The sequence below is a fragment of the Lysinibacillus piscis genome, from assembly GCF_026012395.1.
Lineage (GTDB): Bacteria > Bacillota > Bacilli > Bacillales_A > Planococcaceae > Lysinibacillus > Lysinibacillus piscis.
Genome location: NZ_BRZA01000003.1, coordinates 170,443 through 196,247 on the forward strand (window position 1 = coordinate 170,443; position 25,805 = coordinate 196,247).

General features: G+C 38.7%; 22 protein-coding genes. 1 reads left to right on the forward strand and 21 read right to left on the reverse strand.

The window, feature by feature from the left end:
- Nucleotides 1-16: 16 nt before the first annotated feature.
- The 12 genes from manA to OPF91_RS13690 all read right to left on the reverse strand — a co-directional run bounded on the left by manA (nucleotide 17) and on the right by OPF91_RS13690 (nucleotide 11,847).
- Complete coding sequence (gene manA, locus OPF91_RS13635; RefSeq protein ID WP_264989378.1) at nucleotides 17-964, reverse strand: mannose-6-phosphate isomerase, class I; 948 nt, start codon at nucleotides 962-964, stop codon at nucleotides 17-19.
- A 4-nt stretch (nucleotides 965-968) separates the two neighbouring features.
- A complete protein-coding gene (locus OPF91_RS13640) occupies nucleotides 969-1,847 on the reverse strand; it encodes an ROK family protein (protein ID WP_264989380.1) in 879 nt (292 codons plus the stop codon).
- Complete coding sequence (locus OPF91_RS13645) at nucleotides 1,844-2,743, reverse strand: ROK family protein (RefSeq protein ID WP_264989381.1); 900 nt, start codon at nucleotides 2,741-2,743, stop codon at nucleotides 1,844-1,846. Before OPF91_RS13645 ends, OPF91_RS13640 begins: the two co-directional genes overlap by 4 nt.
- Nucleotides 2,744-2,757: 14 nt before the next feature.
- A complete protein-coding gene (gene gmuD, locus OPF91_RS13650) occupies nucleotides 2,758-4,155 on the reverse strand; it encodes a 6-phospho-beta-glucosidase GmuD (RefSeq protein WP_264989382.1) in 1,398 nt (465 codons plus the stop codon).
- A gap of 17 nt (nucleotides 4,156-4,172) precedes the next feature.
- Complete coding sequence (gene celB / locus OPF91_RS13655; protein WP_264989568.1) at nucleotides 4,173-5,471, reverse strand: PTS cellobiose transporter subunit IIC; 1,299 nt, start codon at nucleotides 5,469-5,471, stop codon at nucleotides 4,173-4,175.
- Nucleotides 5,472-5,496: 25 nt separating this feature from the next.
- Nucleotides 5,497-5,829: a PTS sugar transporter subunit IIA gene (locus OPF91_RS13660; protein WP_264989384.1), complete on the reverse strand. Its 333-nt coding sequence runs from the start codon at nucleotides 5,827-5,829 to the stop codon at nucleotides 5,497-5,499.
- A 535-nt stretch (nucleotides 5,830-6,364) separates the two neighbouring features.
- A complete protein-coding gene (locus OPF91_RS13665; RefSeq protein ID WP_264989570.1) occupies nucleotides 6,365-7,078 on the reverse strand; it encodes a GntR family transcriptional regulator in 714 nt (237 codons plus the stop codon).
- Between the two features lie 8 nt (nucleotides 7,079-7,086).
- Complete coding sequence (locus tag OPF91_RS13670; protein ID WP_264989386.1) at nucleotides 7,087-7,395, reverse strand: PTS sugar transporter subunit IIB; 309 nt, start codon at nucleotides 7,393-7,395, stop codon at nucleotides 7,087-7,089.
- Nucleotides 7,396-7,707: 312 nt separating this feature from the next.
- Nucleotides 7,708-9,159 carry a glycoside hydrolase family 5 protein gene (locus tag OPF91_RS13675; protein ID WP_264989388.1) on the reverse strand — a complete coding sequence of 484 codons (1,452 nt, stop codon included), beginning with the start codon at nucleotides 9,157-9,159 and terminating at the stop codon, nucleotides 7,708-7,710.
- A 170-nt stretch (nucleotides 9,160-9,329) separates the two neighbouring features.
- Nucleotides 9,330-10,292: an acetylxylan esterase gene (locus OPF91_RS13680; RefSeq protein WP_264989389.1), complete on the reverse strand. Its 963-nt coding sequence runs from the start codon at nucleotides 10,290-10,292 to the stop codon at nucleotides 9,330-9,332.
- 3 nt (nucleotides 10,293-10,295) lie between these two features.
- The gene (locus OPF91_RS13685) at nucleotides 10,296-11,231 is read right to left on the reverse strand and encodes a glycoside hydrolase family 113 (RefSeq protein ID WP_264989390.1); all 936 of its coding nucleotides are present in this window, start codon (nucleotides 11,229-11,231) and stop codon (nucleotides 10,296-10,298) included.
- A gap of 34 nt (nucleotides 11,232-11,265) precedes the next feature.
- Nucleotides 11,266-11,847: an SGNH/GDSL hydrolase family protein gene (locus OPF91_RS13690; protein WP_264989391.1), complete on the reverse strand. Its 582-nt coding sequence runs from the start codon at nucleotides 11,845-11,847 to the stop codon at nucleotides 11,266-11,268.
- Nucleotides 11,848-12,142: 295 nt separating this feature from the next.
- On the opposite strand from OPF91_RS13690, the gene OPF91_RS13695 reads away from it, so the two are divergent.
- Entirely contained in the window at nucleotides 12,143-14,293 is a 2,151-nt protein-coding gene (locus OPF91_RS13695) for an alpha-galactosidase (protein ID WP_264989392.1), read from the forward strand.
- A gap of 531 nt (nucleotides 14,294-14,824) precedes the next feature.
- Here OPF91_RS13695 and OPF91_RS13700 read toward each other — a convergent pair.
- The 9 genes from OPF91_RS13700 to OPF91_RS13740 form a co-directional block, all read right to left on the reverse strand.
- Nucleotides 14,825-16,573 carry a methyl-accepting chemotaxis protein gene (locus OPF91_RS13700; RefSeq protein WP_309297439.1) on the reverse strand — a complete coding sequence of 583 codons (1,749 nt, stop codon included), beginning with the start codon at nucleotides 16,571-16,573 and terminating at the stop codon, nucleotides 14,825-14,827.
- Between the two features lie 339 nt (nucleotides 16,574-16,912).
- Nucleotides 16,913-17,809 carry a carbohydrate ABC transporter permease gene (locus OPF91_RS13705; RefSeq protein ID WP_264989393.1) on the reverse strand — a complete coding sequence of 299 codons (897 nt, stop codon included), beginning with the start codon at nucleotides 17,807-17,809 and terminating at the stop codon, nucleotides 16,913-16,915.
- Between the two features lies 1 nt (nucleotide 17,810).
- A complete protein-coding gene (locus tag OPF91_RS13710) occupies nucleotides 17,811-18,692 on the reverse strand; it encodes a carbohydrate ABC transporter permease (protein WP_264989395.1) in 882 nt (293 codons plus the stop codon).
- A gap of 71 nt (nucleotides 18,693-18,763) precedes the next feature.
- Nucleotides 18,764-20,080, reverse strand: coding sequence for an ABC transporter substrate-binding protein (locus tag OPF91_RS13715; protein WP_264989396.1), 1,317 nt, complete (start codon nucleotides 20,078-20,080; stop codon nucleotides 18,764-18,766).
- A 168-nt stretch (nucleotides 20,081-20,248) separates the two neighbouring features.
- Entirely contained in the window at nucleotides 20,249-21,274 is a 1,026-nt protein-coding gene (locus OPF91_RS13720; RefSeq protein ID WP_264989398.1) for a substrate-binding domain-containing protein, read from the reverse strand.
- A gap of 579 nt (nucleotides 21,275-21,853) precedes the next feature.
- On the reverse strand, nucleotides 21,854-22,999 hold the full coding sequence (locus tag OPF91_RS13725; protein WP_264989400.1) for an MGDG synthase family glycosyltransferase: 1,146 nt from the start codon (nucleotides 22,997-22,999) through the stop codon (nucleotides 21,854-21,856).
- Nucleotides 23,000-23,011: 12 nt separating this feature from the next.
- Entirely contained in the window at nucleotides 23,012-23,605 is a 594-nt protein-coding gene (locus OPF91_RS13730; RefSeq protein ID WP_264989401.1) for a DedA family protein, read from the reverse strand.
- A 121-nt stretch (nucleotides 23,606-23,726) separates the two neighbouring features.
- Nucleotides 23,727-24,410: a polysaccharide deacetylase family protein gene (locus OPF91_RS13735; RefSeq protein WP_264989402.1), complete on the reverse strand. Its 684-nt coding sequence runs from the start codon at nucleotides 24,408-24,410 to the stop codon at nucleotides 23,727-23,729.
- 466 nt (nucleotides 24,411-24,876) lie between these two features.
- Nucleotides 24,877-25,767 carry a TauD/TfdA dioxygenase family protein gene (locus tag OPF91_RS13740; RefSeq protein ID WP_264989403.1) on the reverse strand — a complete coding sequence of 297 codons (891 nt, stop codon included), beginning with the start codon at nucleotides 25,765-25,767 and terminating at the stop codon, nucleotides 24,877-24,879.
- Nucleotides 25,768-25,805: the final 38 nt, after the last annotated feature.

Sequence of the window (25,805 nt, forward strand, 5' to 3'; positions counted from 1 at the left end):
ATGGAGTGCTACTTTATTAAAGATGGGAAACTATTAATTCACAGGATCCTTCAATAAAAAACTCTTGAATACCAGCTGGAATTATAAAATGATTGCCTTTTGAAAAGCTATGCACCTGCTCGCTAACTCTTATCTCCCCATCTCCGCTAATCACACTGACAATGAGAAAAGGTGCCTGTCGTTTAAAGAAAGCCTCTCCTTCCACCGCCCACTTATGCACAGAGAAATAGTCATTTCTCAGATAAGTCGTAATCAGGACTGCACCTCTATCTTCTGTCAAAGGATAAATGACTTGCCCTTGGTCTGGCACATTGGAAACATCAAGTGCTTTGTCAATATGAAGCTCTCGTGTATGCCCCTGATCATCGGTCCGCCCATAGTCATACAGACGGTATGTTGTGTCTGAGCTTTGTTGTGTTTCTAAGATAAGCGCTCCTTTGCACAATGCATGAATCGTCCCATTTGGTACATTGAAAAAATCACCTGGTTTAATAGGCACCCAACGCAGTAACTTATCCCATTGGTCTTTTTCAATTAGCTCAAGAAATTCTTCTCGTGTTTGAGCATAGTGTCCATAAATGACTTCTGCCCCTTCTTCACAGTCGATTACATACCAGCACTCATTTTTACCAAGTTCACCATTCTCTCGTGAGCCTGCATAATAATTACCTGGGTGCACCTGCACAGATAAATCATCAGCTGAATCTAATGCTTTAGTCAAAAGAGGAAAAACATCCCCTTTTATATCTCCGAAAAGATGCCTTGATTCATTCCAAAGTTCAATAAGCGTTTTCCCTTTTAGAGGTCCATTAGCAACTACGGATGGGCCATTTGGATGCGCTGATACAGCCCAACATTCTCCTGTATGAGGAGATGGGATATCATAGCCAAAATAGTCGCGAAGAGCGGTACCTCCCCAAATACGTTCTTTAAAAATTGGTTTTAAAAAAATCGGTTCGTTCACCGTCTCATCCTCCCTTTTCAAGAGCTGCCTTGCCAATTAGCAATGCTCCAGTAATCCCTGCGTTATCACCAAGTTCAGGGGCAACAATATATTCTGCTATTCTTTCAGTAATCTCTGGTACATTAACATAGCCATTTAAAAATGCTTTCACTTTTTCTTGAATAAGCGGATAAAGTTGACGTTGCTTCATAACGCCGCCACCCAAAATCACTTTTTTAGGTGAAATAATCAATATATATTGGGTGATAGCCTGTGCTAAATAGTAGGCTTCCATTTCCCAAACACCAGCATTTGATTCCAACTGATGACCTTTTTTTCCGTAACGGTTCTCTAAAGAAGGACCAGCTGCAAGTCCTTCAAGGCAGTCTTTATGATACGGACAGGTCCCTGCATATAAATCAGCAGGATGACGTCTTACAACAATATGACCCATCTCAGGATGAGATACTCCCTGTAATAGTTTCCCACCGACAATTGCACCAGCCCCAATGCCCGTACCAACGGTGATATACAAACAGCTGTCCAACCCCTTTGCTGCACCAAACATAGATTCACCAAGAGCAGCTGCATTTACATCTGTATTAAAACCGACCGGCACGTCAAACATCTCCTTCAGTGCAGGCACGATACCATACGAACGCCAACCTGGTTTTGGTGTTGATGTTATAAAGCCAAAATCATCTTTATCAGGATCAACCCCGCAAGGACCAAAAGATCCAACTCCGATTGCTTCCAGTTCATATGATTTAAAAAAATGAATAACATTTTCCATTGTTTTCTCAGGCCACTCTGTTGGGAATTGCACACGTTCAATCCACTTGCCATCCTTTGTACCTACTGCACAAACGAACTTAGTACCACCTGCTTCAATTGCACCGATCATGCCATCCGCCCCCGTTGTGTTAAAAAGTGAAATAATGCGCCTATTTTACCAGCATCATTTTTAAAAAAACAGCTGTCGATTTCAGAAGTATGCACCGCCTCCGGCCAAATGCATTCTACCCGTTTTTTCACTTCAGATATAACAGTTGGCTGGGCGCTAATGCCTCCACCAATCAACACCTTTTCTGGTGCAAGAGAATGAATAATATTAGCAGTTCCTACAGCCAGTGCATCATAAAACCGGTCAAGCTCTACTACAGCACGCTGATTTCCCTGCTCCATTAACCCAAATAATTCAATTCCATCCACCTGCTCGCCAGTTTCATGGAAATACCGTTCAGTAAGCGAGCGCGCTGAGCCAAGATTGCTGAACGAATATCGTTCAATAATGGTCTCAAGATGTTTATCAAAACCGAGAGTCATCAAGCCAAACTCGCCAGCCAGTCCATTTTTCCCTCGGTACATATCACCGTTTATGAAAATACCGCCACCAATACCTGTTCCTGCTGTATAACAAACAAAGCTTTGGCATTCCTGTGCATTCCCCTTCCATTTTTCTGCAAGTGCTGCACAGTTTGCATCATTGTCTAGCTCGATAGGCAGTTTTAAAAAAGAAAGTTTTTCTTTAATAGATTGATGCTCGATGTCTTTTACTGCACCAGCGTAGTAAACATATCCACTTTGGCAATCCACTGCACCTGGAATACTGAGTGCTACTCCCTCCACATCAAATTCCTGCTGGTATGCCTGAATAATATCTGAAAGAACAGGAAATGTTGCTTCTTGCCCTTGTATGGGTGTAGGGGTTGATCCTGAATGAAGGATGATGCCATTTCCATCCATCACAGAATGTTTAATAGATGTGCCACCAAGGTCAATGACTGCGAAAAATGCCATCTCGTTTTCCTCCATTAAAATCCGTTTTGCTCGGCTACTTTTTTAAACCAATACCCACTCTTTTTCACAGTCCGTTCCGCATCCTTATCCAAATTTACAGAGACAAATCCATAACGATTTTTATAAGCATTTGACCATGACCAGTTATCCATAAAAGTCCACATATGATATCCCTTCACATTTGCACCTTCTTCAAGCGCTTTATGCACCCATTGTAAATGGTCACGGATAAACTCAATACGGTAGTCATCCTGAATCATTCCATTGTCGTCACGGAATTTTTCTTCTCCTTCCACGCCCATGCCATTTTCTGAAATAAAGCATGGAATATTGCCGTAGTTTTCACGAAGGTTTGTTAAAATATCGTATATACCTTTCTCGTAAATTTCCCAGCCTCGATGCGGATTCATCTTGCGTCCTGGCATGACATAATTGTCAAAGAAGTGGTCTGGCATGAACGGTGCATCTAAATGTGGCATATGCTCTTTCGCTTTGACACGACGTGGCTGATAATAATTTACTCCAAGTAAGTCAACTGTATTTCCTGCAATAATTTCAAGATCCTCTTTCTGATATTCTGGTAGATAGTTATACTCTTTTAAAATATCAGTAAGTTCTTTAGGGAACGTGCCCTTTACCGATGGATCTAGGAATGAACGGTTAAAAAATGCATCTGCTAATACAGAGGCTTTTACGTCCTCTGGATTTTGACTACGGGGATAGGATGGTGTCAGATTTAAAATAATACCAATTTCGCCATTCCGTCCAAGTGCTTTATATTCTTTAATCGCTTTTGCGCTGGCCAAGATTGAGTGGAACGCAACCTGCACAGCTTTTTTAAAATTCACTTCGTTTGGATAATGGAAGTCGTACATGTAGCCACCTTCTACTGGTACAATAGGCTCATTATGTGTAAACCATTTGGATACCCGATCACCGAAAAGTTCAAATGCTGTTTTGGCATAGTTTACATATGCTTCTACCGTTTCACGATTCACCCATCCACCTTTTTCTTGAAGTTCAAGTGGCATATCAAAATGGAACAAATTCACAAAAGGCTCAATACCGTTGGCAATCATTTCATCAATAACATTGTTATAAAATTTAACCGCTTTTCCGTTTACTTCTCCTGTACCACCATGGATTAGGCGTGCCCAAGAAATAGACATACGGAATGAATTATGACCGATTTCTTTCATCAACCGGATATCTTCCTTGTATTTTGTATAAAATTGGGATGTATCTTGTGGACCAACTCCATCAAAAAAGCGATGTGGCTCAATTTCATACCAATAATCCCAAATGTTTTTCCCTTTGCCGTCTACATCTGCTGCACCTTCTGTCTGTGTAGCAGATGCAGAAGAGCCCCACCAGAAATCAACTGGAAACTTGTATTTAATATCGTTTGTCATTTTAAACTAACTCCTTTTTAATCAGATGGGTTACTATCTTCAGTGTGTTCTTTCTGAACATTAACACGATCAATAATTTTCAAAAATGGGAACCATATTGCAAATACAATCAACAGATTCACGATTTGTAGTAGGCCTCCCCAAATCGAGTTGGTTGCCATAATACCGTTAATAACAATTGGAACAGTCCATGGAACAGTTACGCCTGTAGGTGGTGGCACAATCCCAGCAGCCATTACAAAATATGTAAATGCAGTGGTCACCATTGGTGCAAGAATCCACGGAACAATAATCATCGGATTCATCACAATTGGCAGACCGAAGATAATCGGCTCATTGACGTTGAAAAGACCAGGACCAAGACCAAGTTTGGCCACTTGCTTCATTTGGCGACTCTTCATAAAGAGGAGAATCGCTAGTACTACAGCCAGCGTCATGCCAGTACCACCCATACCCACTGTGTAAATTTCCATAAATGGCTTACTGATGATGTGAGGTACTTCACCTGTAGCCGTATAAGAGTTTAAGTTTTCAATCGCCAATGTATTCCAAATTGGGTCCATAACAGAGTTAATTATTATTTGTCCATGAAGACCGAAAAACCAAAGGATTTGAATAAAGAAGACTGCAATCAGAGTTGGAACAATACCACTTCCAAGCCCAACTAGCGGTGCCTGCACAAGTGTATAAATAACATCGTGCATATTCGTATCAAGCAACTGTGTGACTACAATGTTCAAGACTAAGAAAAATGTAAGTGTAATAAGAGCCGGAATCAGAGCTGAGAAGGATTTAGCTACAGCTGGAGGTACACCATCCGGCATTTTAATAGTTAACTCACGTTGAACAATTCTCCGATAAATCTCTGCCGAAAGAAAACCCGTGATCATACCAAGGAACATGCCTTTTGCTCCAAGCCGATCGAGTGACAGCACATTTTGTATTGCTTCCTGTCCTTCTGGCTCAACTATAAATGGCGTCAATACAAGGAACGAAGCTAATGCAATAACACCGCCGAACACAGCTTCTACCTCATAACTTCGCGATAAATAATAACCAATCCCAAAGACAACAAATAATGTCATAATGCTCATTGTAGCCTGCGGAGCAACATTTAGAGCGTTTCGAAACACTGCCACAGCATTTTCATCCATAATTTTATTTAAAAATGGCAAATTCATCAAAACAACAGCAATAGATCCGAAGATTGTCAGCGGAAATGCTAACATAAATGCATCACGTAAAACAGTCAAATAACGATTGTTATTCAATCTCCCTGCAATCGGGATAAGCACTTCACTCATTTTATCGAACATACCTTGTTTCATAATCTGTGCTCCTTTATAATTTTTTTTCTTTAAAGAGGGCAATTAATTCAGTGACCAATTCTTTCATTGTTAACGTTGACATAAGATGATCCTCTGAATGCATTAATAGAAGAGAAAATTCATTTTTTTCTCCAGCTGCTTCTTTTTGAATCATTTGAAAATGAATACCATGCGACTGATTCAAATCTTCTTCTGCTTCCTTCAGCAGTTGTTCTGTCTCTTCTACATTTCCTTCTCTGTACGCTCGCAGTGATTGAATAATTTTACTTCTCGCGTTACCACTATGCAAAATTAGCTGAAAACTAACTTGCTCGGGTGTTAATTCATCTACATTAAAATCTATCATCTTCTCATCCCTTCCTAATTGAATGCCTTGTCAGATACCGCTTACAATTAATATTATAGACATTTTATTTTAAATGTCTAGTCATTTAAAATAAAATGTCTTTATATTTTTTATTATATGAATAATCTTACTATAGCTACCTTGACCATAAAAAAAATAGAACACCTCACACCTTTATATAAATCAGCTTAGTATGTTATATCCAAAGAAATCGTGTAAAAGTAAATGGAATTACCAAGGTTCTGTGAAGATTTCTATGTTGTCACTGAAGGGAATGAGAGGAAATAAAATGAAAGATGTTGTAGCATTTGATGTCAATAAAGGTAAAAGTACAGGAATCGTTTATAATCCATACAAGTATGAATTTCGATACTTTACTTAGACGCTTATAAGCTAGTCATACAAAGAGATAATCAAACAACTGGTGTTTATTTAAAAGCGTTAGAACACTTGTTATGTGATTGTAGACCAAATGAAGATGACGGATGAAACAACAAAACCGCCCATATCAATTATCCTGGGCGGTTCTTGCTGGTTATTTCCTAATAGTCACTAAATTAAATTCAAAGCGATCATAACGATGACGTGAAAATGAATATTCAAACGGAATACCAGTATCTAAATACGCAACTTGTTCAACTTCAATGATTGGATCATCTGATGTACAATGCAGGTATTGTTCATCCTGCTTATTTGGCTTGTCAGCTCGAATTTTTTTGTGTGCACCGCCAATACACAAACCCAATTCATTTGAAATAAATCCATAAACAGACAACTTAAGTACTTTTTCCGTTAAACGCGGAATAATATGAACAGGCATAAATGTATGTTCAATGACATAGGGACTTCCATCTACATATCGTACACGAATAATATCGTATATTGGACTGTTAGACTCAATAGCTAGATGTTCTTGAATCACTTTGGTTGGAAATTTAACGTGAAATTGAATAACGTCACTTGTCAGCTCTTGCGAACCAATTAGTTTAGTCAAGCCAATATTTTGTGTATCCACAACATTCACTCGGTTCGCTTGAATAGCAGACTTTATAATGAAGGTCCCATGTCCACGCTTACGAAACAGGAGTCCTTCGTCTACAAGCAAATCGAGTGCTCTCTTCATTGTCATACGACTACACTCAAATTCTAAAGCAAGTGTCAGTTCATCTGGGATAGGACCCTCTTGCGTGTATTCATCTTCTTGTATACGTCGTTTTATTTCTTCTGAAATAGACTTGTATTTACTAATTGTTTTTGTCACTTATTTATTAAACTAACAGCCTGTTCAAATGCTTTTTTCCCATCCGCCATTCCATAAGCCATCATGTCAATAACGTCCACTTGAATTTCATACTTTTCTGCTTCTTTTTGAAGATCTTTTTTCAAAAAGCTCATTTGAGGACCAATTAAGACTACATCCGCATTTGCCATTTCTTTTTTAGCTTGATCTTGGCCTACAGCCCAGATTTTCGCTTCTTCCCCAATTGAATCTGCGTATTTTTCCATTTTTGTAACTAACAGACTTGTAGACATTCCTGAACTGCACGCTAATAAAATTTTCTTCATTTTCATTAAGCTCCTTTAGTTCTTAGTGCTAACGCTTACATTAATATTATAATACCAACAATAATTTGTCTATACTTTTAAAAACAAAAAACTAGACAATTAAAAAAATAAAATTCTTTTTCAATCCTCTTTTTTATCATTTCCCATCAAAAGACTCCCACTTCAAGGTATGTGTAGAGGAAAGCTCAATGCCTAAGTAACTGCATCTTTCTAAAAGAGTAATAAAAAAAGTGAAATCGGTGATGCGATTTCACCTTTTTCACTTTCTCTTAAAACTATTGATATCTCATTCTCTCACTTTTTTTAATGAAGTTATTGAACTGTGACATTATCAACGTATACAGCGGTTTGACCACTACTGTTGGAAGAACCCACAAACTGAATACCAATTTCTTTTATGTCACTTACATTTGGGATAGACGAAAAATTCAAGGTTAAGATAGTTCCTGAAGAGTTGATTTTCTGGCTACCACCATCAAACCATACCCAATTTGATCCGGCTTTTACATATAATTTAGCACTAATCCCATCCCCAATATTCCCCCAACCTGCATGTTTTACTGTTGCTTTTAATTGTGACTTCCCACTGAAATTTTGGTTTTGGCTTATATATAAATAATGCTGAGAATGAGTGTTTAATTGAACATCTGCTTTTAATGAATGGCTACCATCTGCTGCCCATTCGTTTGTTGACCAAGGTCCTCCTGCTACGTTTCCTCCAGCCCAATTTTGCGTTCCAATTTCAAAATTGTAAAGCATACTGTCAGTTCCTTCAGGATTTGTTTCTCCAAATACAGGGTTTATTATAGAAGTAGCTTTTAAACCATTAGCTCCATGAACTACCGTATTTCCCCACTCAGTCAAACTGTTCCCAGACCAATCATTTGATAAGTCTAAATAAGCCCACTCTGGACCATTTCCCTTCCAAGACCATGCAAGCCAGCCCACATTTTTTTGTTGGGAATAGCTCATTATAGTAGCCTCATCTACATCTCCATTTGTATGCTTCTGCCCAAATTCTCCAATGATTAAAGCAAGATCTTGGTTTAATACACCGTCAATATTTGCTTTGACAGTAGCAGCATCTCCCCCAGCATATTCGTACATATGAATGGAAAACATTGTGTTTTTAAGTGTGTCAGCATTGAAGACTTCTTTCCCGTAATTATGAATGGACGCAGGATATTGCCCCCAGCCAGCAGAATCCACGATTAATGTATGGTTTAAACCTGCATTTCTTAATTTAGGAATAACCTGTTTGTATCCACTTGCCCAATCAGCACCATTCCATGTACCATACCACTCATTCGCAACATTAATCAGTACTCTATCTTCTTTTCCAATAAGAGCATCTTTGATACTAATCCAATAATCTGCTGCACTGTTTAATGAATGAATATCATCTTTACCCGTAGCATCGTGCACTTCCAAAATAGCAATCAGTTTGTTTTTCTCAGCTAGTGATAATAAATTCCTTACAGTCTCAATACTATCTTTTGTATATTGGCTTCCATCTGATAGCACAATTCGAATAGTATTAGCCCCAGTCTCAGCAATTGCAGGTATAGCTTCTGCTGAGTCACTTTTAAACCATGAGTGTCCATGATTAATCCCTCTAATCACGAAAGGCTTACCCGCTACATCATAAAGTGTATTCCCACTTACATGAAAACCGTTCGTAGCACTCGCAGATGGTGAAGTCATCATATACACTGAAAAACAAAGCACAAAGACAAAGAATGAACAAATTATTTTTTTAATCATTTTCCCTACACTCCTCTTGATTCATTTTTCCAAACATCTTCTAGACTGCTGTTCACCTCCTTTTATAGATTTCGATGAATACACTTTGCTATGTGATGTTTATGACGATGTACCATTCCAGTGTAAAAACAACAGCAAAATACCTTGAAGAATGATTTAAGTAAATCTTTTTATAACTGTTTCATTTGTTCAAACATCCTGTCCGCCATCCCTGGCAGATGTTCATGACCGTATTCATAAAAAATAATCATCTCTTTGTGAGAAGAAATTTTGTTGTAAGTTGCAAATTGAGTAGATGGTGGGCAAATTAAGTCCTTCATAGCAAGTGCCCATTGGACATTTCCTTTAATACGGGTAGCAAGATATTGAATATCAATGTAGCCGAGCCGTTCGAATACCTCTTCTTCCCGTTCATGATTAGGGTCACGTGTTTTGAAATAGGCAGCGATTTCTTCATAAGCTGTGCTTTGAATATCCATGTCTTCCCATACACGCCGATAATCACTTAAAAACGGATAAACTGTAGCCACCTCTTTTACTTCAGGCACTAGTGCTGCACATGCAACTGCGAGCGCCCCCCCTTGTGATATCCCCCAAACGCCGATACGTTCTGGGTCAATATGATCCATAGATTGCAACACTCGTACCGATTTAACAGTATCTAAAAATACATGTCGGAAGTATAGATTGTTTGGATTTGGATCTTCAATGCCCCGAATCACGTGCCCTCGCAACGTCGGCCCCTTCACTTGAAGCGTGTCTTCTGACAGCCCACCTTGTCCTCGGCAGTCCATCGCCAGCACTGTAATTCCCTGCGCAGCATAAGCAAGCTTATCCAGCCAATCACCACTGTCTACTGAGTACCCATGAAACATAACAAGACCTGGTGATTCTTGTTTTACTTCTTTTGGTTGTACAAATTTGGCATGAATACGTGCACCGCCAGTTCCTGTAAAATAAAGATGGAAACAGTCCGCAAAATCAGATTCAACAGCCGCCGGAACCAGTTCGTAATCTTCTGGCAAGCTCGTCACTTCTTTCAGTCCCTCTTCCCAGTACACATCAAAATCTTTAGGCCGCACGCTTTTCCCTTGATACTTTTTCAATTGATATAATGGCATGTCAATGTGCAAGGTTTATTCCTCTTTTCTTTTGTAGTAATCAGCAATGACTTTTTCCGCTGGTTTGCCAAATACGTCATAACCATCTTCCTGTAAGGCATCTATTTCTGAATAAAGAATGGTCCTCCAGTCCCAAAGGCCGAATCCTTTCACCCATGGACGCTTTTCGCACGCAGCAAACATCGCCCGATAAAAATCCGCCTGCTCGTCTACGTTTATCTCTCCTTCGTGTGACCAATCGTTTGGCACAAGTGAAGAGCCTGTGCGCGCTGGGCATCCAGCTTCTGCAAAGAAAAAAGGCTTTTGGAAAGGCTCAATAATAGTTTCAATCCGGTCAAGTTGATTGTCCCAGTCATGGATTGGATAGTAGCCGCTAGAAGAAATCACATCAACCGCATCCCACCACTTTACGTTCCCCTCCTGATACTTGTCCGTATTGTAAGTAACTGCTCCACTGTATACTTTCCTTATCTCATCAATCAGACGGCGCCATTCTTGCTCTCGACGTTCAGTCTGTACCATTTCACATCCCGCAATATGCATCACACAACCCGTTTGCTCGGCAAGCTTTGCATAATGGAGTTGATAGGCTGTATAAGAAGTAAACCAGTCACCCCATTTAGGCTCACACGGAACATCTAAATCAAAGAAATTGATATGCGCACGCCATGTCCCATCTTTAACATTTACTGTCGGCTTCATTATGACATGAAGACCCAATGACTGTGCATAAGCTATCCATTCTATCAATTCCTCATCCGAAGGCATATGGTCTCCCACAAAGTCAATATATGTTGATTGTGCTGTATCCTGGAGAGCAGCAAGCGCTAGAATAACGTACGTACTGTTCGTGCGCTTTTTCATTAAGCTCAGCGACCTTTTTGATTCTTCTTTTAAAAATGTTCCTTTCCCACTCATCCAGCCAAATGTAAACCCTTTAATAAAATCCATCTCTATCACCTCAAGTAAATTTTTTCTTTACCAATCACTTACTTCTCCAAATGTGAAGCCATGTGTCTGCGATGAGGCGATTCCCATTATCATTCATATGTACACCATCGATTGTGAATGGTCCTTTTCCATCCTTAATCGCTTCAATAAAGACTTCATGAAGGTTCACATGATACGCATTGTATTGTTTCGCCAATTCCCCTACCATCTTTGCATACGCTTTCAAAATCTGGTTGCCAACTGAATCAATTTTTTCTCCAATTATGGTCGGTTCCATTAAAACGAATTTTGCATTTGTTTGAGATAACAAACGCTCATATATAGAGCAGAACATCAGGATATCCACTTGCTCTTTTTCTGGATGATCAATTTGACGCCAGACATCATTAATCCCGATAGAAATTGAGACAATATCTGGCTGTTCAGACAAAACATCTTCTTTCCAACGATTAAGCAAATCAGTAATCCGATTGCCACCCACTCCTTTATTTATGACATGAAAGCCTTCTTTCTGAAGTTCTTCTGACACATAGTAAACATATCCACTTCCAATAGGGTTTTCATCATGACGACCCCATTCAGTAATACTGTCGCCGATAAACAAGATTTTTGTCATAGTAGCTCCTCCTTCTATAAATGTGGATTTTCCATTTAAAATTCATCAGATAGATTCTCCATACAAGTCAATTTTTCTATGGAATTCAAGCCACGCATGAGAAAATGTCTTTCGTCTCAATATCTAGAAAATTTCTCTAAAGGAAATATTCCTTTATTAAAAGGTACTTCAATATTAAACTAATCGTTAACTTAAATCAATGTTTTATAGAAACAAAAAATTAAGTAATTAAGTATACATTTATTACTTCACCTTTTATAATAAAGTCATTATACATGGAAAGGATTTGTTTTTAATGGCTATTTTCATTCATGGTTCTGAACAGCTTTTTCATCTTCAGTCAGGTGATTCCAGTTATATTTTTCAAATTGTAAGCGGTTCACCTGCTCACGTATATTGGGGAAAGAGGCTTATTGATGCCCCATCACTCCCTTCTCTTTTCGCTTCACGCAAAACAGAGGATTTAGATCGTCTACCATTAGAATATCCGCAGTTCGGGTCTAGCGATTTTCGCTCTCCAGCCTATCAAGTCCGGTTGCCCGATGGCTCGCGTGTAACTGAGCTCGTTTACCAAACATACCGGCTGATAAAAGGAAAACCTGCACTAGAAGGGCTTCCATTTGTATATGCAGAGGATGACAATGAAGTAGAAACACTGGAAGTTGAACTGGCAGATCCGTATTCAGGTTTATCTGTTTTCCTCTCATACTCCGTTTTCACAGAACATAACGCGATTACCCGCTCCGTCCGCTTTATTCATAACGGCAGCGAGACCCTTTATCTTGAACGAGCATTGAGTGCGGTAGTCGATTTTCCTGACAGTGAATACGACATGCTTTACTTATCAGGTGCTTGGACACGTGAAGGTCAAATAAAACGGCAGCGCGTAAGGTCTGGCACCTCCCTTATTGATAGCCGCCGTGGCGCAAGTGGTCATCAATTGAATCCGTTTCTTGCTCTGATGGACCCGTCTGCAACTGAGGACATCGGGAATGTATTTGCTATGAGCCTTGTCTATAGTGGTAACTTCCAGGCAGAAGCTGAAGTTGACCAATTTGACCAAACCCGTATGTCAATTGGACTTAACTCATTTGACTTTGAATGGAAACTAGAAGCTGGCACTTCTTTTCAAACACCAGAAGCAGTGCTGGTATATTCCTGCGAAGGGCTTGGCGGCATGTCAAGGACATTCCACAATCTTTATAGGACACGTCTTATTCGAGGCACATTCCGGGATGCAAGGCGTCCAGTGCTTGTAAACAACTGGGAAGCAACATACTTTAATTTCAACGCAGAAATCATTGAATCTATTGCCAAGACGGGTGCAGATCTTGGGATTGATTTGTTTGTTTTAGATGATGGATGGTTTGGTAAACGAGATGATGACACAACATCTTTGGGGGATTGGACAGAAGACCGAAAAAAACTACCGAAAGGACTTGCAGACCTAGCCAAACGAGTTAATGAAACTGGTCTACAGTTTGGCCTGTGGGTTGAGCCAGAAATGATTTCACCAGACAGCAATCTATATCGGTCACATCCTGACTGGTGCTTACACGTAGAAGGACGCCGACGCACTCTCACACGGACACAGCTTGTTCTTGATTTGTCTCGGAAAGATGTGAGGGATTATTTATATAACTTGCTCAGTCAGCTATTCAAAAGTGCTCCAATTTCTTATGTTAAGTGGGATATGAATCGAAATATGACAGAAGTTGGGTCACCTCAGTGGCCAACAGACCAACAAAAAGAAATCAGTCACCGATACATGCTTGGATTATATGAACTACTTGAAGCCCTAATAGTTGAATTTCCACATATTTTATTTGAAAGCTGTGCCAGCGGTGGAGGACGTTTTGATCCTGGCATGCTTTATTACATGCCACAGACTTGGACAAGTGACAACACTGATGCTGTCTCTCGCCAGAAAATTCAATATGGATTGAGTCTTGTCTACCCTATAAGTACAATTGGAGCGCATGTATCAGCGATTCCAAACCATCAAGTCGGTCGGAATACCCCTTTAAAAACCCGTGGTGATATAGCGATGATGGGCACCTTTGGTTACGAGATGGATATCCGCACATTTACCGAAGAAGAGAAAAAAACCGTAAAGCAGCAGATTGCTCAATACAAACAATTGAGCCCTCTTGTACAAAATGGTGATTTTTATCGGTTGAGAAGCCCATTTGAAGGAAATGAAACAGCATGGATGTTTGTTTCAAAAGATAAGCAGCAGGCAGCTGTATTCTACTTCCGCATTCTCGCAGAAAATCACTATGTACCAAAACGTCTTCGGTTGAAAGGACTTGATCCTAAAAAAACGTATACACTCGAAGCCACAGGTGAAGCGTTTGGTGGTGATGTGCTCCACGAAGTAGGTATTGCCCTACCGCTGCTACATGGCGATTATGTGAGCACCTCTTTCATCCTTTTTGAAAAGTGAAATATCAAAACCATTTTTGCTAATTATCACTAATTTATATTAATACTTAACAATTTAATTGTTAACCTTATTAATTAAGTAAGGAACTGTAGAATAACAAACATAAAAAGCCTCTTCTAGAATAGAGACAGAAAAACAACCACCAACATTCTTTGATACTTTTGAAATATATTATGAAGTCAATGAACCTCTTCAATCTGTTTTAATGATGCCCGCTGAAGATTTCACTAACAGGTAATGAAGGATTTTTGTGCCTTGGAGTATGACTAGCAACATGACCAATTCTTTAGGTTCTATGACTAGAAGTGGATTTTCAGAAATGATTGCATGAATACTACAAAGGCCAAATGCCCCGAAAATCCACCATTTTCAGTTGTGCTTGTCCACATGAAAAAGTTGTTTCAATCGCACAGGCCACAAAAATATGATGGTCTATACGAACGAAATAAGAAAAAGAAACGGAATCTCCACTAGAGACCCCGTTTCTTTTTCTTATTCACTATGCTCTCTTAAAGCTACTTTTTGGTCTTCTTAAAAGTCTTCCCGTCTTTGGTTTTCCTTCCGTTCCCTTTCGAGTATACTGAAGTGCCTAATGGTCTGTCGTAGCAAAGTAGCTACCTCTGCAAGATTTTCAGTAGATAAGGAAATATTACCCATAGACGCTGACTGCTTTGTAGAAGAAGCAGATACCTCTTCTGTATGAGCAGCTGTTTTTTCAGCGAGTACCTTAATTTCCCTTGCATTGGAAACCATTTGTTCTGTCCCAGCGGCAATTTCCTGAACAGCGGCAGAAACTTCCTGGATTTGCCCTGTAACCAATCCTGTCGCTTCATAAATTTCAGAAAAAGAATTCCCAGCTTCCTGAACAATTTCAAGCCCTTTTGTTACTTCTTCTGATGCTGCACCCATTGTAATCATAGCCTGGTTGGTTTCTGATTGAACCGTTGAAATCAGATTTGTAATTCTTTTTGCAGATTCAGCTGATTGCTCTGCCAACCGACGCACTTCTTCAGCTACAACTGAGAACCCTCTACCATGCTCTCCTACACGCGCCGCTTCAATCGCAGCATTTAGTGCAAGTAAGCTAGTTTGATCCGCTATTTCTGTAATCGTATCAACAATTTGGCTGATTTCAAGAGAACGAGCACCCAGTCCATTGATTCGCTCCGCCAGTTGGGCAAAACGCTCATGGATAGAGCCCATCTGGGAAACAGCTTCTTCTAAAGAGTCCTGTCCAGCTACTGCTTTTCCGCTTACATGTAAAGCAGATACCGATGCAGATTGAGCATTATCAGCAATATGTCGCACAGTTTCTGATAGCTGATTCATTGTTACTACCGTTTCAGTCAGTTCGGTCAGCTGGTTTTCAGCACTAGCAGCTACCTCACTGGTTACTTCAGTAATTCTCTCCGCTGCCCGCATCGTTTCCTCAGAATAGTTATTTAACTCAACAGAGGCTACTACTGCCTGTTCAGCTGTTCTATCCACCTGATTGATAACTGAGCGAAGTCCACTTACCATCGCATTGAATGACCTTGTTAATTGTCCGAGCTCGTCTCTTGACTGATAATCCCCATTTACTGTTAAATCTCCCTTTTCAGCGGCATAAAGTAGCTGTTTCACCCCTTGAATTGGTTTTACAATCCCTTTGGAGATGATGACACTCAATAATAGAAAAATGATGGATGAAAGTATCCCTAAAACAACTATAATAATACGAGCCACTTTCACATTCGACTGGTTTTGATTATACAGCTCTTTAGCTCCTTTTTGCTGATAGAGTGTCAGTTGTTCAGCTGATTGAATCATTTTATCCCTCGAAGGCACAGCTCGGTTCATATACAACTTATAGGCCGATTCCTGCTGCCCATCTATAGCCAACCTTTTTACACTGGTTACTGCACTTAAATAAGCGCTCGTTCCTCCTTTTAACATTTTAAAAAATTCTTTTTCCTTGCCATCTTTCACTTGTTTCCCATATTGACTCAGCAACTGGATCATTTCTATCATGTCCGTGTCTAGTTCGCTACCAAGCTCATCTCTTAAAACAATATCCGTTGTCACCATCATTTCAAGAACACGGGAATCGATTGCTCGGTTTTCAGTACGAATTTGACCCAAAAGCTGTACTGAAGCGAACTTTTCTTCATACATTTTCTCTGACTGCTTTGCTATTGCATTCATGTAATAATAGCCAATCGCATTGGTTGATACCAGAACCAGCAATGCATTTATTACAATTAGGCCGATTTTTGTCTGGATTTTCATTTGTTTAATCATCTCAAGCCCTCCGCCTGTTCGCAAAAAATGCACGCAATGACTTTGTGCATTTTTTACATAACCAACAATTTATTCTGCAGTCTTATAAATCATACTTACATACATATTCGCTGCCCTTAAGTAAATAGCAATCCATCCTGTATTAGCTTCATGACATTATTAACAAATTCATTGTGTGTGCCAGTCACCCCATGGTAGAACATGAGCCAGCCCTCTGTTATTTCAATTGGCACTGGATCACCTTTCATTTCTATAGTTATTCATTACCCATCTGATTCATCATGTGGTAGTGTTGCCCTAGTAAGCAAGGTTTGAATTTACATTTCGAAAGGTATCTCCTTACTTAACAGATCCTTGAGAGAATCCGTTGTAAATGTACTTCTGCAGAGCTAAAAATGTAATAACTGTTGGGATGATTGCTATCATGATGCCAGCTGATATAACTTCCCATTGCGCCCCATACGGTCCTTTAAATTTGAATAATGCAGTGGATATAACCTGCAGATCTGTTTTCGGCATATACAAAAATGGAGTGTAAAAGTCGTTATATACTCCTACACCTTTTACAATAATAACCGTTACGATTGCCGGCTTCAAAAGGGGAAGAATAATTTTCCAATATATTGTCCAATAAGAAGCCCCCTCCAGCATGGCAGATTCATCGAGCGAAATCGAAACAGAGTCAAGAAACTGCAGGAAGATATATACCGCAATAATATCCGTGCCTAGATACAAAATAATGGCAGCCAGACGTGTATTAAACAAACCTAAATCATTAATAATCTGGAAAGTCGCTACTTGCGTTGTTACACCAGGAATTAACGTTGCAAGTAAAAAAGCAACGACCAGCAATTTTTTCCCTTTGAAATGAAATCGATGCAAAACAAAAGCAATCATGGAGCCCAACAAAGTTGCACCAACAATTGAAACTATCAAAATGATGGCTGTATTCATAAATCCTAAAAGCATTTTGCCTTCCATAAATGCTCTGGTATAATTTTCAAAATAAAACCAATTTTCAGGTGGTGTTAATGGTCCCGTAGATGCATACTCACTTCTTGTTTTTAAAGAAGCAAAAAAAACAACAATAATAGGAATGAGAGCTGCCAAAGCTCCAATGATTAAAGATCCATATTTAACAAATAGTGAAGCCACTTTCAATGGATTTTGCTTCCCTTTGTCAGAATTTACTCTGACTGCGTTGAATGCTACCTTTGCTGATGTTAGCTTGTTCATCTTAGCGTTCCTCCTTAAATGCTAGGCGCTGTACAACCGTTACAACGATAACAATAAACAGCAAAACCACTGCCATCGCTGAAGCAAGCCCTACTTTCCCATATTTAAATGCTAAATCGACTGTCTGAATAACAAAAGTCTTACTACCATTTGCCCCACCTGTCATGATAAATGGAATTTCAAATGCGCTAATCGTACCACTGATTGCTAAAATAATATTCAACTGTACCATTCTGCTGATACTTGGCAAAATGATGTAACGAAATTGATGCCATCGATTCGCACCATCCATTTCCGCCGCTTCATAAATCTCATTTGGTATCGAGGAAATAGCACCAAGAAAAATAATAAAGTTAAAGCCCATGTATCGCCATACTGATGTACCTGCAAGAGAAATGTTAATAATATCTGGGTTTCCAAGCCAGTGCTGCACTAGGCTTCCCAGCCCAAGCATACCGAGAATTGTATCAAACGTGCCCTCTGGACGAAAAAAAATCATAAACATAAATCCAATTGCTACGCCGTTTAACAAATAGGGGAAAAATAAGATTCCTTTAAACAGATTTTTAAATTTAACGTTAAAACTTAAAATAGTAGCAAAGTATAAGGCTAGTCCCATTTGCACAAAAGTGGCAAAAAAGTAATAGACACTGACTTTAAATACAACAAAATATTCTGGATTGGTAAAAATAGATTTATAGTTTTCCAACCCAACCCATTCTTTCTCTTTGCTAAATCCATTCCAGTCTGTAAAACTATAATGAAACATATTAAATACTGGCAGATATGCAAATGTGAACAAAAGTACAACCGGTAGCAGGGAAAAAGTAAAGATAATTATTTTCCGCTGATTTTTATACGACAAGTCCGAAAGTTTAAACATCTCGGCACCTCCTATAATGAAAAGAAAAGCAGAAAAGCATAGTATGCACGCCTTTCTGCCTCCTCTGCTTTTTATTCGTTCATTACCTTTTTACTAGCTTCATTCCATGCTTTATTAAATCTTTCAGCTAAATCCTCATAAGATTCATCTCGATTGCCAATTCCTGCTTCCATAATGACCTTTTTATTATCTTCAAGCCAAAAACCAATTTCTGCTTCTTTATCGATTTTGTCAACAAGACCTTCTTGACCTTTTTTTGCTGGCGTTAACAAAGTAAACTCTACCCCTTGCTCTTCATACTGTTTCAGTTCTTCAGGAAGTGGTTCGTCTTTTGCAGCACTGATGCCACCTGCCTGCTCAACGGAATAATTAGATTCATGAATAAACCAATCTACCCAAGCCTGTGCTGCCTCTTTATTTTTGCTATTTTTGTTTATCGCAATTTGGAAATCTGCTCCAAGTGGGAAAATTACTTTCTCTGCATTTGTCGGGAATGGCATATAACCAATGTCATCTGGATTGTCTGCTACACTCTTAATCTGGTCAATCGCCCATGAACCAAGAACCATCGTTGCAATTTCCCCTCGGCCCATCATTGCTTTTGATGATTCCCAGTCCGTTGTTAACGGATCTTCCTCAATCAAGCCTTCTTTTGCTGTGTCATACATTAATTCGTACATTTCATAATGAGGCTTTCCTTTGGCAAATGGATTATCTTCATTCGGCATTTTAATATTGTAGTAATCTGGATTACCCGCTACTGTTGTGATGGCCCCTTCCCACTGCGTAAGAGGCCAGCCACTTGCATAGTTTGAGTACAAAGGAATTGCATCTGTTTTATCTTTTACCGATTTTAGTGCTGTTTTAAATTCATCAAACGTTTTTGGAACTTCTTTAATACCAGATTGTGCAAACACTTTTTTGTTGTAAACGATGCCTGTATATGTTACAGCAATTGGAATCCCATATACTTTTCCATTTACTGCTCGCTCTTCCACACCCATGTACTTCTCTTTCATTTCCTCTAAGTCACCAAGCGGTTCAAAGAAATCAGGTATATCAGCAATTGGAATTTGTGTCGGAATTAATAACACATCTCCGTAATCTTTTGTATTCATTCGAGGAGTAATTTGCCCACCATAATCAGCCAGCGCTTCAAATGATACATTTACATCTGGGTACTTTTCTTGGAACTGTTTGGCATAATCCTGAAAGACAGTATCCACAATATCCGTCCGCTGTGTAATTACGGTAATATCACCGCTGATACCTCCATTTTCTTTACTGCCACCTTCAGACAACTTTTCTTTTGCTACTCCACAGCCTGATAGTCCTACTGTCAGAAACAGTCCTGCCGCTAAAAAAGCAGCCCATCTTTTCTTTTTCATTACAAATCCCCCTGTTCAATTTAAGTTATCGTTAAACTTAATTGATATTTTATATTGGTACCGCTTTATTGTCAATTTATTTTCTGAAAAATTAGTTAACAAAACCATTATATTAACCTAATGGATTACTTTATAATTTTCCAACAAAAAAAACATAGACTAAAGTGTCTATGTTTTTTTTGAAACAGTCAGTGGAGAGCTAACTGAATCCCGATAAATAATCCGTCCTTTAACTTGAACACGACCAAACTTTTTCGAAAAATCCTTCATTTTTTCATCTATAAATCGAACAGCGATGCTAGCCATTTCTTCTACATCAACTGCTACTGTCGTCAATCCGGGAACTCCAATAGTAGCATACACATCATTATCAAACCCTACTACTGATACATCCTCAGGTACTTGATAGCCAAGTTCGATAAGCTTGTTAATCAAAAGGCGAGCCACTTGGTCGCAATTACAGACAAATGCACTTGGAATCACGTCAGGTAATTCAATATCAACATATTTTCCCTCTTCATCACGGTCATTTAAAATATAGTTATCATTTCTCTTAAGCCCGTGTTCTAGAAGTGATTTATAATAGCCTAAAAACCGGTCTTGAATACTGCTTGTTGCATATAAATTACCGACATAAGCAATTTCTTTATGTCCTTTACTTATCAAATAATTAGTTAAATCATAGGCACCATAGAAGTTGTCAGTGGTTACTGAATCCATGTCAGTGTGCTCATCATAAAAATCCATAAATACTACTGGAATATTTACAGACTGTATCATCTCGATATATGCTTTATTGGTCTGCCCCAGCACAATCAGACCATCCACCTTTTGTTCTAAATAAATCCTCGGTGGAACTAAAGATTTTTCATCATTTAAGCTTAAAATATGCAAAATGCCATAATAACCTTTTTGCTCTAAGGATTTTGATAGTGATTGGTATACATTCAAATAAAAGGATTGTGTCATTCCTGTAAAACGTTCAGGAATAATTATACCAATATTATGGGAACGACCATCTTTCATGGCACGAGCTACAGTATTAAAGCGATATCCCATTTCTTCTGCAACTTTTTTAATTTTTAACTTTAAATCGGCACTGACTCCTTCCTTATCATTTAATGCTTTTGATACCGTCACACTACTTACACCAAGTTTTTCTGCGATATCACGCATAGTAATATTTGATTTCAAGCTCTCACCTCTTATTAATTCTCTGTTAATCGATAACTTTATTCTATGGTTAATAAAAAAAATTGTCAATATGCCTCTGAACCTTCATTACTCCTTATTCATCCACTTGTCTAACAACTTCACAATCATATTCATTTTCAATTGCATATTTTGAGCGTAATTTGCAAAAACTACTGAGTACAAGCAAATTCACAAATGATAAACAGGAGCGAGAGTTCAAACTAAAGGTCCTTCCATCATTAGGATTTTCTCTAGTCGTTTCTTGCCGTTTTATATTCAATACATTAAAGGGCAACCATGTTAACTTTGCTAATAGTATGCGCTATTTAACAATTTATTTTTCCATGCTCATTGTTCCAGCAGCCATGCTCACGCTTGATCATTCCAGTAAATATAAAGCAGCCTGGATTTACAAGATTGTGCCATTCTCTGTTAATAAAAGGAGCCTCAAAGCCTTTTACTATTTATAACGGCTACTGTAACTATATGGAAAAATTTTTACACGCCAGCCAAAATACCTTCAATAAAATACACAGTAAAAAATGCCAAAGCACTCATTCTATAGCGCTTTGGCATCTTTTATTGTACGTTATGTGAGGCAAGACACATCTCATGGACTGCCTGATTTTTACCTAGCATGGATTGCATAAATTGCACCCATTCATCCGCCGTTTTAATGTGTAAATTATTCAAATATGTTGCTACTTGCTGTTTATAATGAGCCATAGCATCTTCATTTAGCAGTACACGTTCCAATTGCTGATGTAGACATTCATTTGTATTCAGCTTATACGCTAAGCCTTGATCCATTAAATATTTCAAATTACGCTCTTCCTGCCCTGGTAATACGGAATGCACAAAAATAGGTAGCTTTTTTCGTAAAACTTCGCTAACCGTCACACCACCAGGTTTTGTTATAATAGCATCCATTTGGTCATAAAGTCGATTCATTTCAGAGCGTGATTCAATATAAGAAAATGGTGTGACATTCGGTAATTGCCACGCTAAAATTTGCTGATATAACTTCTTGTTCGTGCCACATAAAATATAGTAATGGAAATATTCATTTTGCTTGAGCTGTTCATATAAGTTAGTACAATTCATCAAGCCTGAATTCCCACCCGCAATTAAAATATTGCGTGCAAAATTATGCAATGCTGTAGTTCGGAGCATTTCTTCATGCACAGGGATACCTGTCACAAATATGCTAGCTTCTGCTACACCTTGCTGACATAATAAATCCTTCATCTCCTGCATAGGTACAAAATGATAATCGATTGCCTCAATACTCCAAAGTTGGCTCATGAAAAAATCTGTATAAACATTCACAACGGGTATTTGGCAATGTCCACTTTGCTTTAATTTATTGAGTAAATAAGACGGCGCACTTTGTGTACAAAAAATAATATCTGGCTTCTCTTGTTCTAGTAAACGCAGTAAATGTTTCAATAACATTTCATATAATTTGAAATTAGGCTTCGACTCTTCTCGTTGGTCAAACACTCGGTCATAAAATTTCGTATAAGTTGTAGGTGCGTATTGAATCCATGATAAATAGCTGCGAGATATCACTTTTTCTACAAAAGGGTTGGCGTAGTTTAACAGATCCACCTTTTTCACTTCGACATCTTCATTATGCTTGGCAACAAAAGCCATCAGTGCATCTGCTACTTGATGATGTCCCGTTTGTATCGTTAAAAACGGCAAAAACAGCGCTTTTTTCATATCGTTTCCTCCTCACACCCTTGACTTCAAGCGTAATTTTTTTCGATTTTTCCACAATAAATAAATAATAAACACCACACTAATGCCAATCCCCATATATGGTGCAGCTTCTGGTCCGACATGAAAAACCGAGCCTAAAATACGCCCTGCGATTAAAAATGGTATCACCCATACGAGTGTTGCCACTAAAGCATATATTGAATACATTTTAAACGGAACACGACTAACACCTGCGACATATGGACTCAATTGCCGTACACCAGGAAGAAAAATACTAATGACTACTGTCCGAAACGCATTCCGATTAAAGCCTTTACTAACCACTTCTAAGTTTCGCTCTGTTAGCCCAATAAATTTACCGAAGCGCTTCATAAATGGGTAGCCTAACCAACGTCCAATAGCGTATGCTGCTAATAGCCCCGCATAAACCCCACCTAATGTACTTATAATGGATAAGCCTAAGGACAAACGATGGTAACCGACAAATAAACCTACTAAAAAAATTAATGATTCCTCTGGTGCTGGAATTCCTACAATGCCAAAAAATAGCGATACAATAATTAACACATAGCCATATGTTTCAAGTAAATTGACGACTTCATCCATAACAATACCTACCTTAGCATAATCAATTTCGCCCTACCGTAATTGCGTCTGGATTTTTTCAAGCTCACTCATAGGAAGGAGTCTTCTATATCTGGCACTTCATTTTCAATACAAAAAACATTTACTGAAGCAAGATAAACTTTGTTGTATGTGCGTTTTTGCGTAAAAAGCTTTCTAAATGCTTCAGCATATAGTAAGGAGCATCTTCATCTGCTCCCACTGTTTGCCCATTATCGTGTAATAAAAAAATGCCTCCTTTTTGCGCTGCAGCTACCAGCTCATCCTCCAATGTATGCTGAATACGTGCTGTCCGCCAATCTGAAAAATGGCGTGTCCACAATACAATACGATAAGGCTTGGCCAATGTAGGTACACAACTATTCAAATGCCCCCATGGCGGTCTATATAAGGTTGGTCGCTCACCTGTAAGTTTTTCGATTACTTGTGCACAGTGTTCAATTTCATTTTTCACCATATGCGGTAGCATCAACCAATTTGACGTATGCTGATAATGATGAATACCAATTGTATGCCCCTCTTCATGCATTCTTTTGATAATCGCAGGATGTTTCTGTGCATTTTCTCCAACGACAAAGAATGTTGCCTTAATATCAAACTCTTTAAGCAAGTCCAGTAATTGTGGTGTATAAATAGGGTGTGGTCCATCATCAAACGTTAATGCGACACCTCCCTCACAATCGGTTTGCACGAACGATGTCTTTTTATAAATAGCGGTCGCTATTACTGAGTAAGACAGCCATCCGCCTGCCACCAATAATGTTGCCCTTATTAATCCTTTTTTCAAGCTGTCTCCCCCTTTAATCAATTACGCCCCAGCGTAATTGCATTCAGATTTTTTCGAGCTCGCTCGAAAAGTTCCTCTTCAAAATCTGTAATATTCGCTGGAGCTTTATCTTGATTCAGCGAGTGTATAGACACCCAGTGAATGTAGGGAAAAATAGCATTCATCCTCCCTCTGTATCTGTCGCTTCGCTTTCGCACAGAAAAATCTTTGTTGCTGTCGCTTCGCTTTCGCACAGAAAAATCTTTGTTGAATCAAGATAAAACTTCTCTCTACTTTAATACGCATCAGAATTAGAAAAAGTTGCAAAAATACACGATTCCTTCAATATCTTTATTGTAGAAAATAAAAATGAAGTTTTCCCTATTATAAATATGAAGAAATTCTTAAAGCAACTAAATATTGCATCATATGAAAATACCCTGAAAGTTAGCTTACTACACTAACTTTCAGGGTATAGAACATCTCCTTATTTATTGTTTGCGATGATCTCACTTTGAACACCATCAATACTTTGCGGGATTTCTTTGCCCACTGTTACACGACGCACAACACGTTGCTCTGTATAATCTGCAATCGCATAATGCTGCGTCGCCAAATTATCCCAAATGACTAAATCACCCTCTTGCCAGCTCCAACGCACTGTATTCTCCAATTTAGTTACATACTTTTGGAGAATTTCAAATAATGCCGTTGATTCTGCCGTAGAATAGCCCTCTAATTGGCGTACAAAATGCCCTAGTAATAAATGCTTTTTACCTGTTTGCTCATGCTTAAACACTAATGGATGACGTGTTTGATATTCAGTAGCAGCAAATACTTTCGCATATGCTTCAAACTGCTTCGTTTGCTTTAATTGATTGGCGTAAGCATACTTAGCATAGTCAAATTTATTGGAATGAATCGCCCATGTTTTTTCTGTTAATTCCTTTAAGCTAGCTGGTAAATCTTCATATGCTGTATGTGTATTTGCCCAAACAGTGTCTCCACCTACGCTCGGAATGGTCACACTTCTTAAAAGAGAATATTTAGGAACTTCTGGTACAAATGTTACATCAGTATGCCAGCTATTTGCCTTCGCACCATGCTCAGAATCTAACTCAAAAATAGCATTTGTATTTTCTTTAACAGGTACAGTTGGATGCACATATAATTCATCGAATCGTTTAGCAAACGCCTCATGTGCAGCATCATCTAAATGATTTTGCCCTCTAAAAAATAACACTAAATTTTCTTGTAATGCTACCTTAATTTGCTCAAAAATTGGCCCTTCAATATCAGCGGATAATTTTATCCCTTTTACCTCTGCTCCAATGCGCCCTGCTTTTTTAATAATCTCTAAAGAAGTTGTTGTTGTCATATAATCACCTTTTCTTATAATTTTTATAAATTAACTTG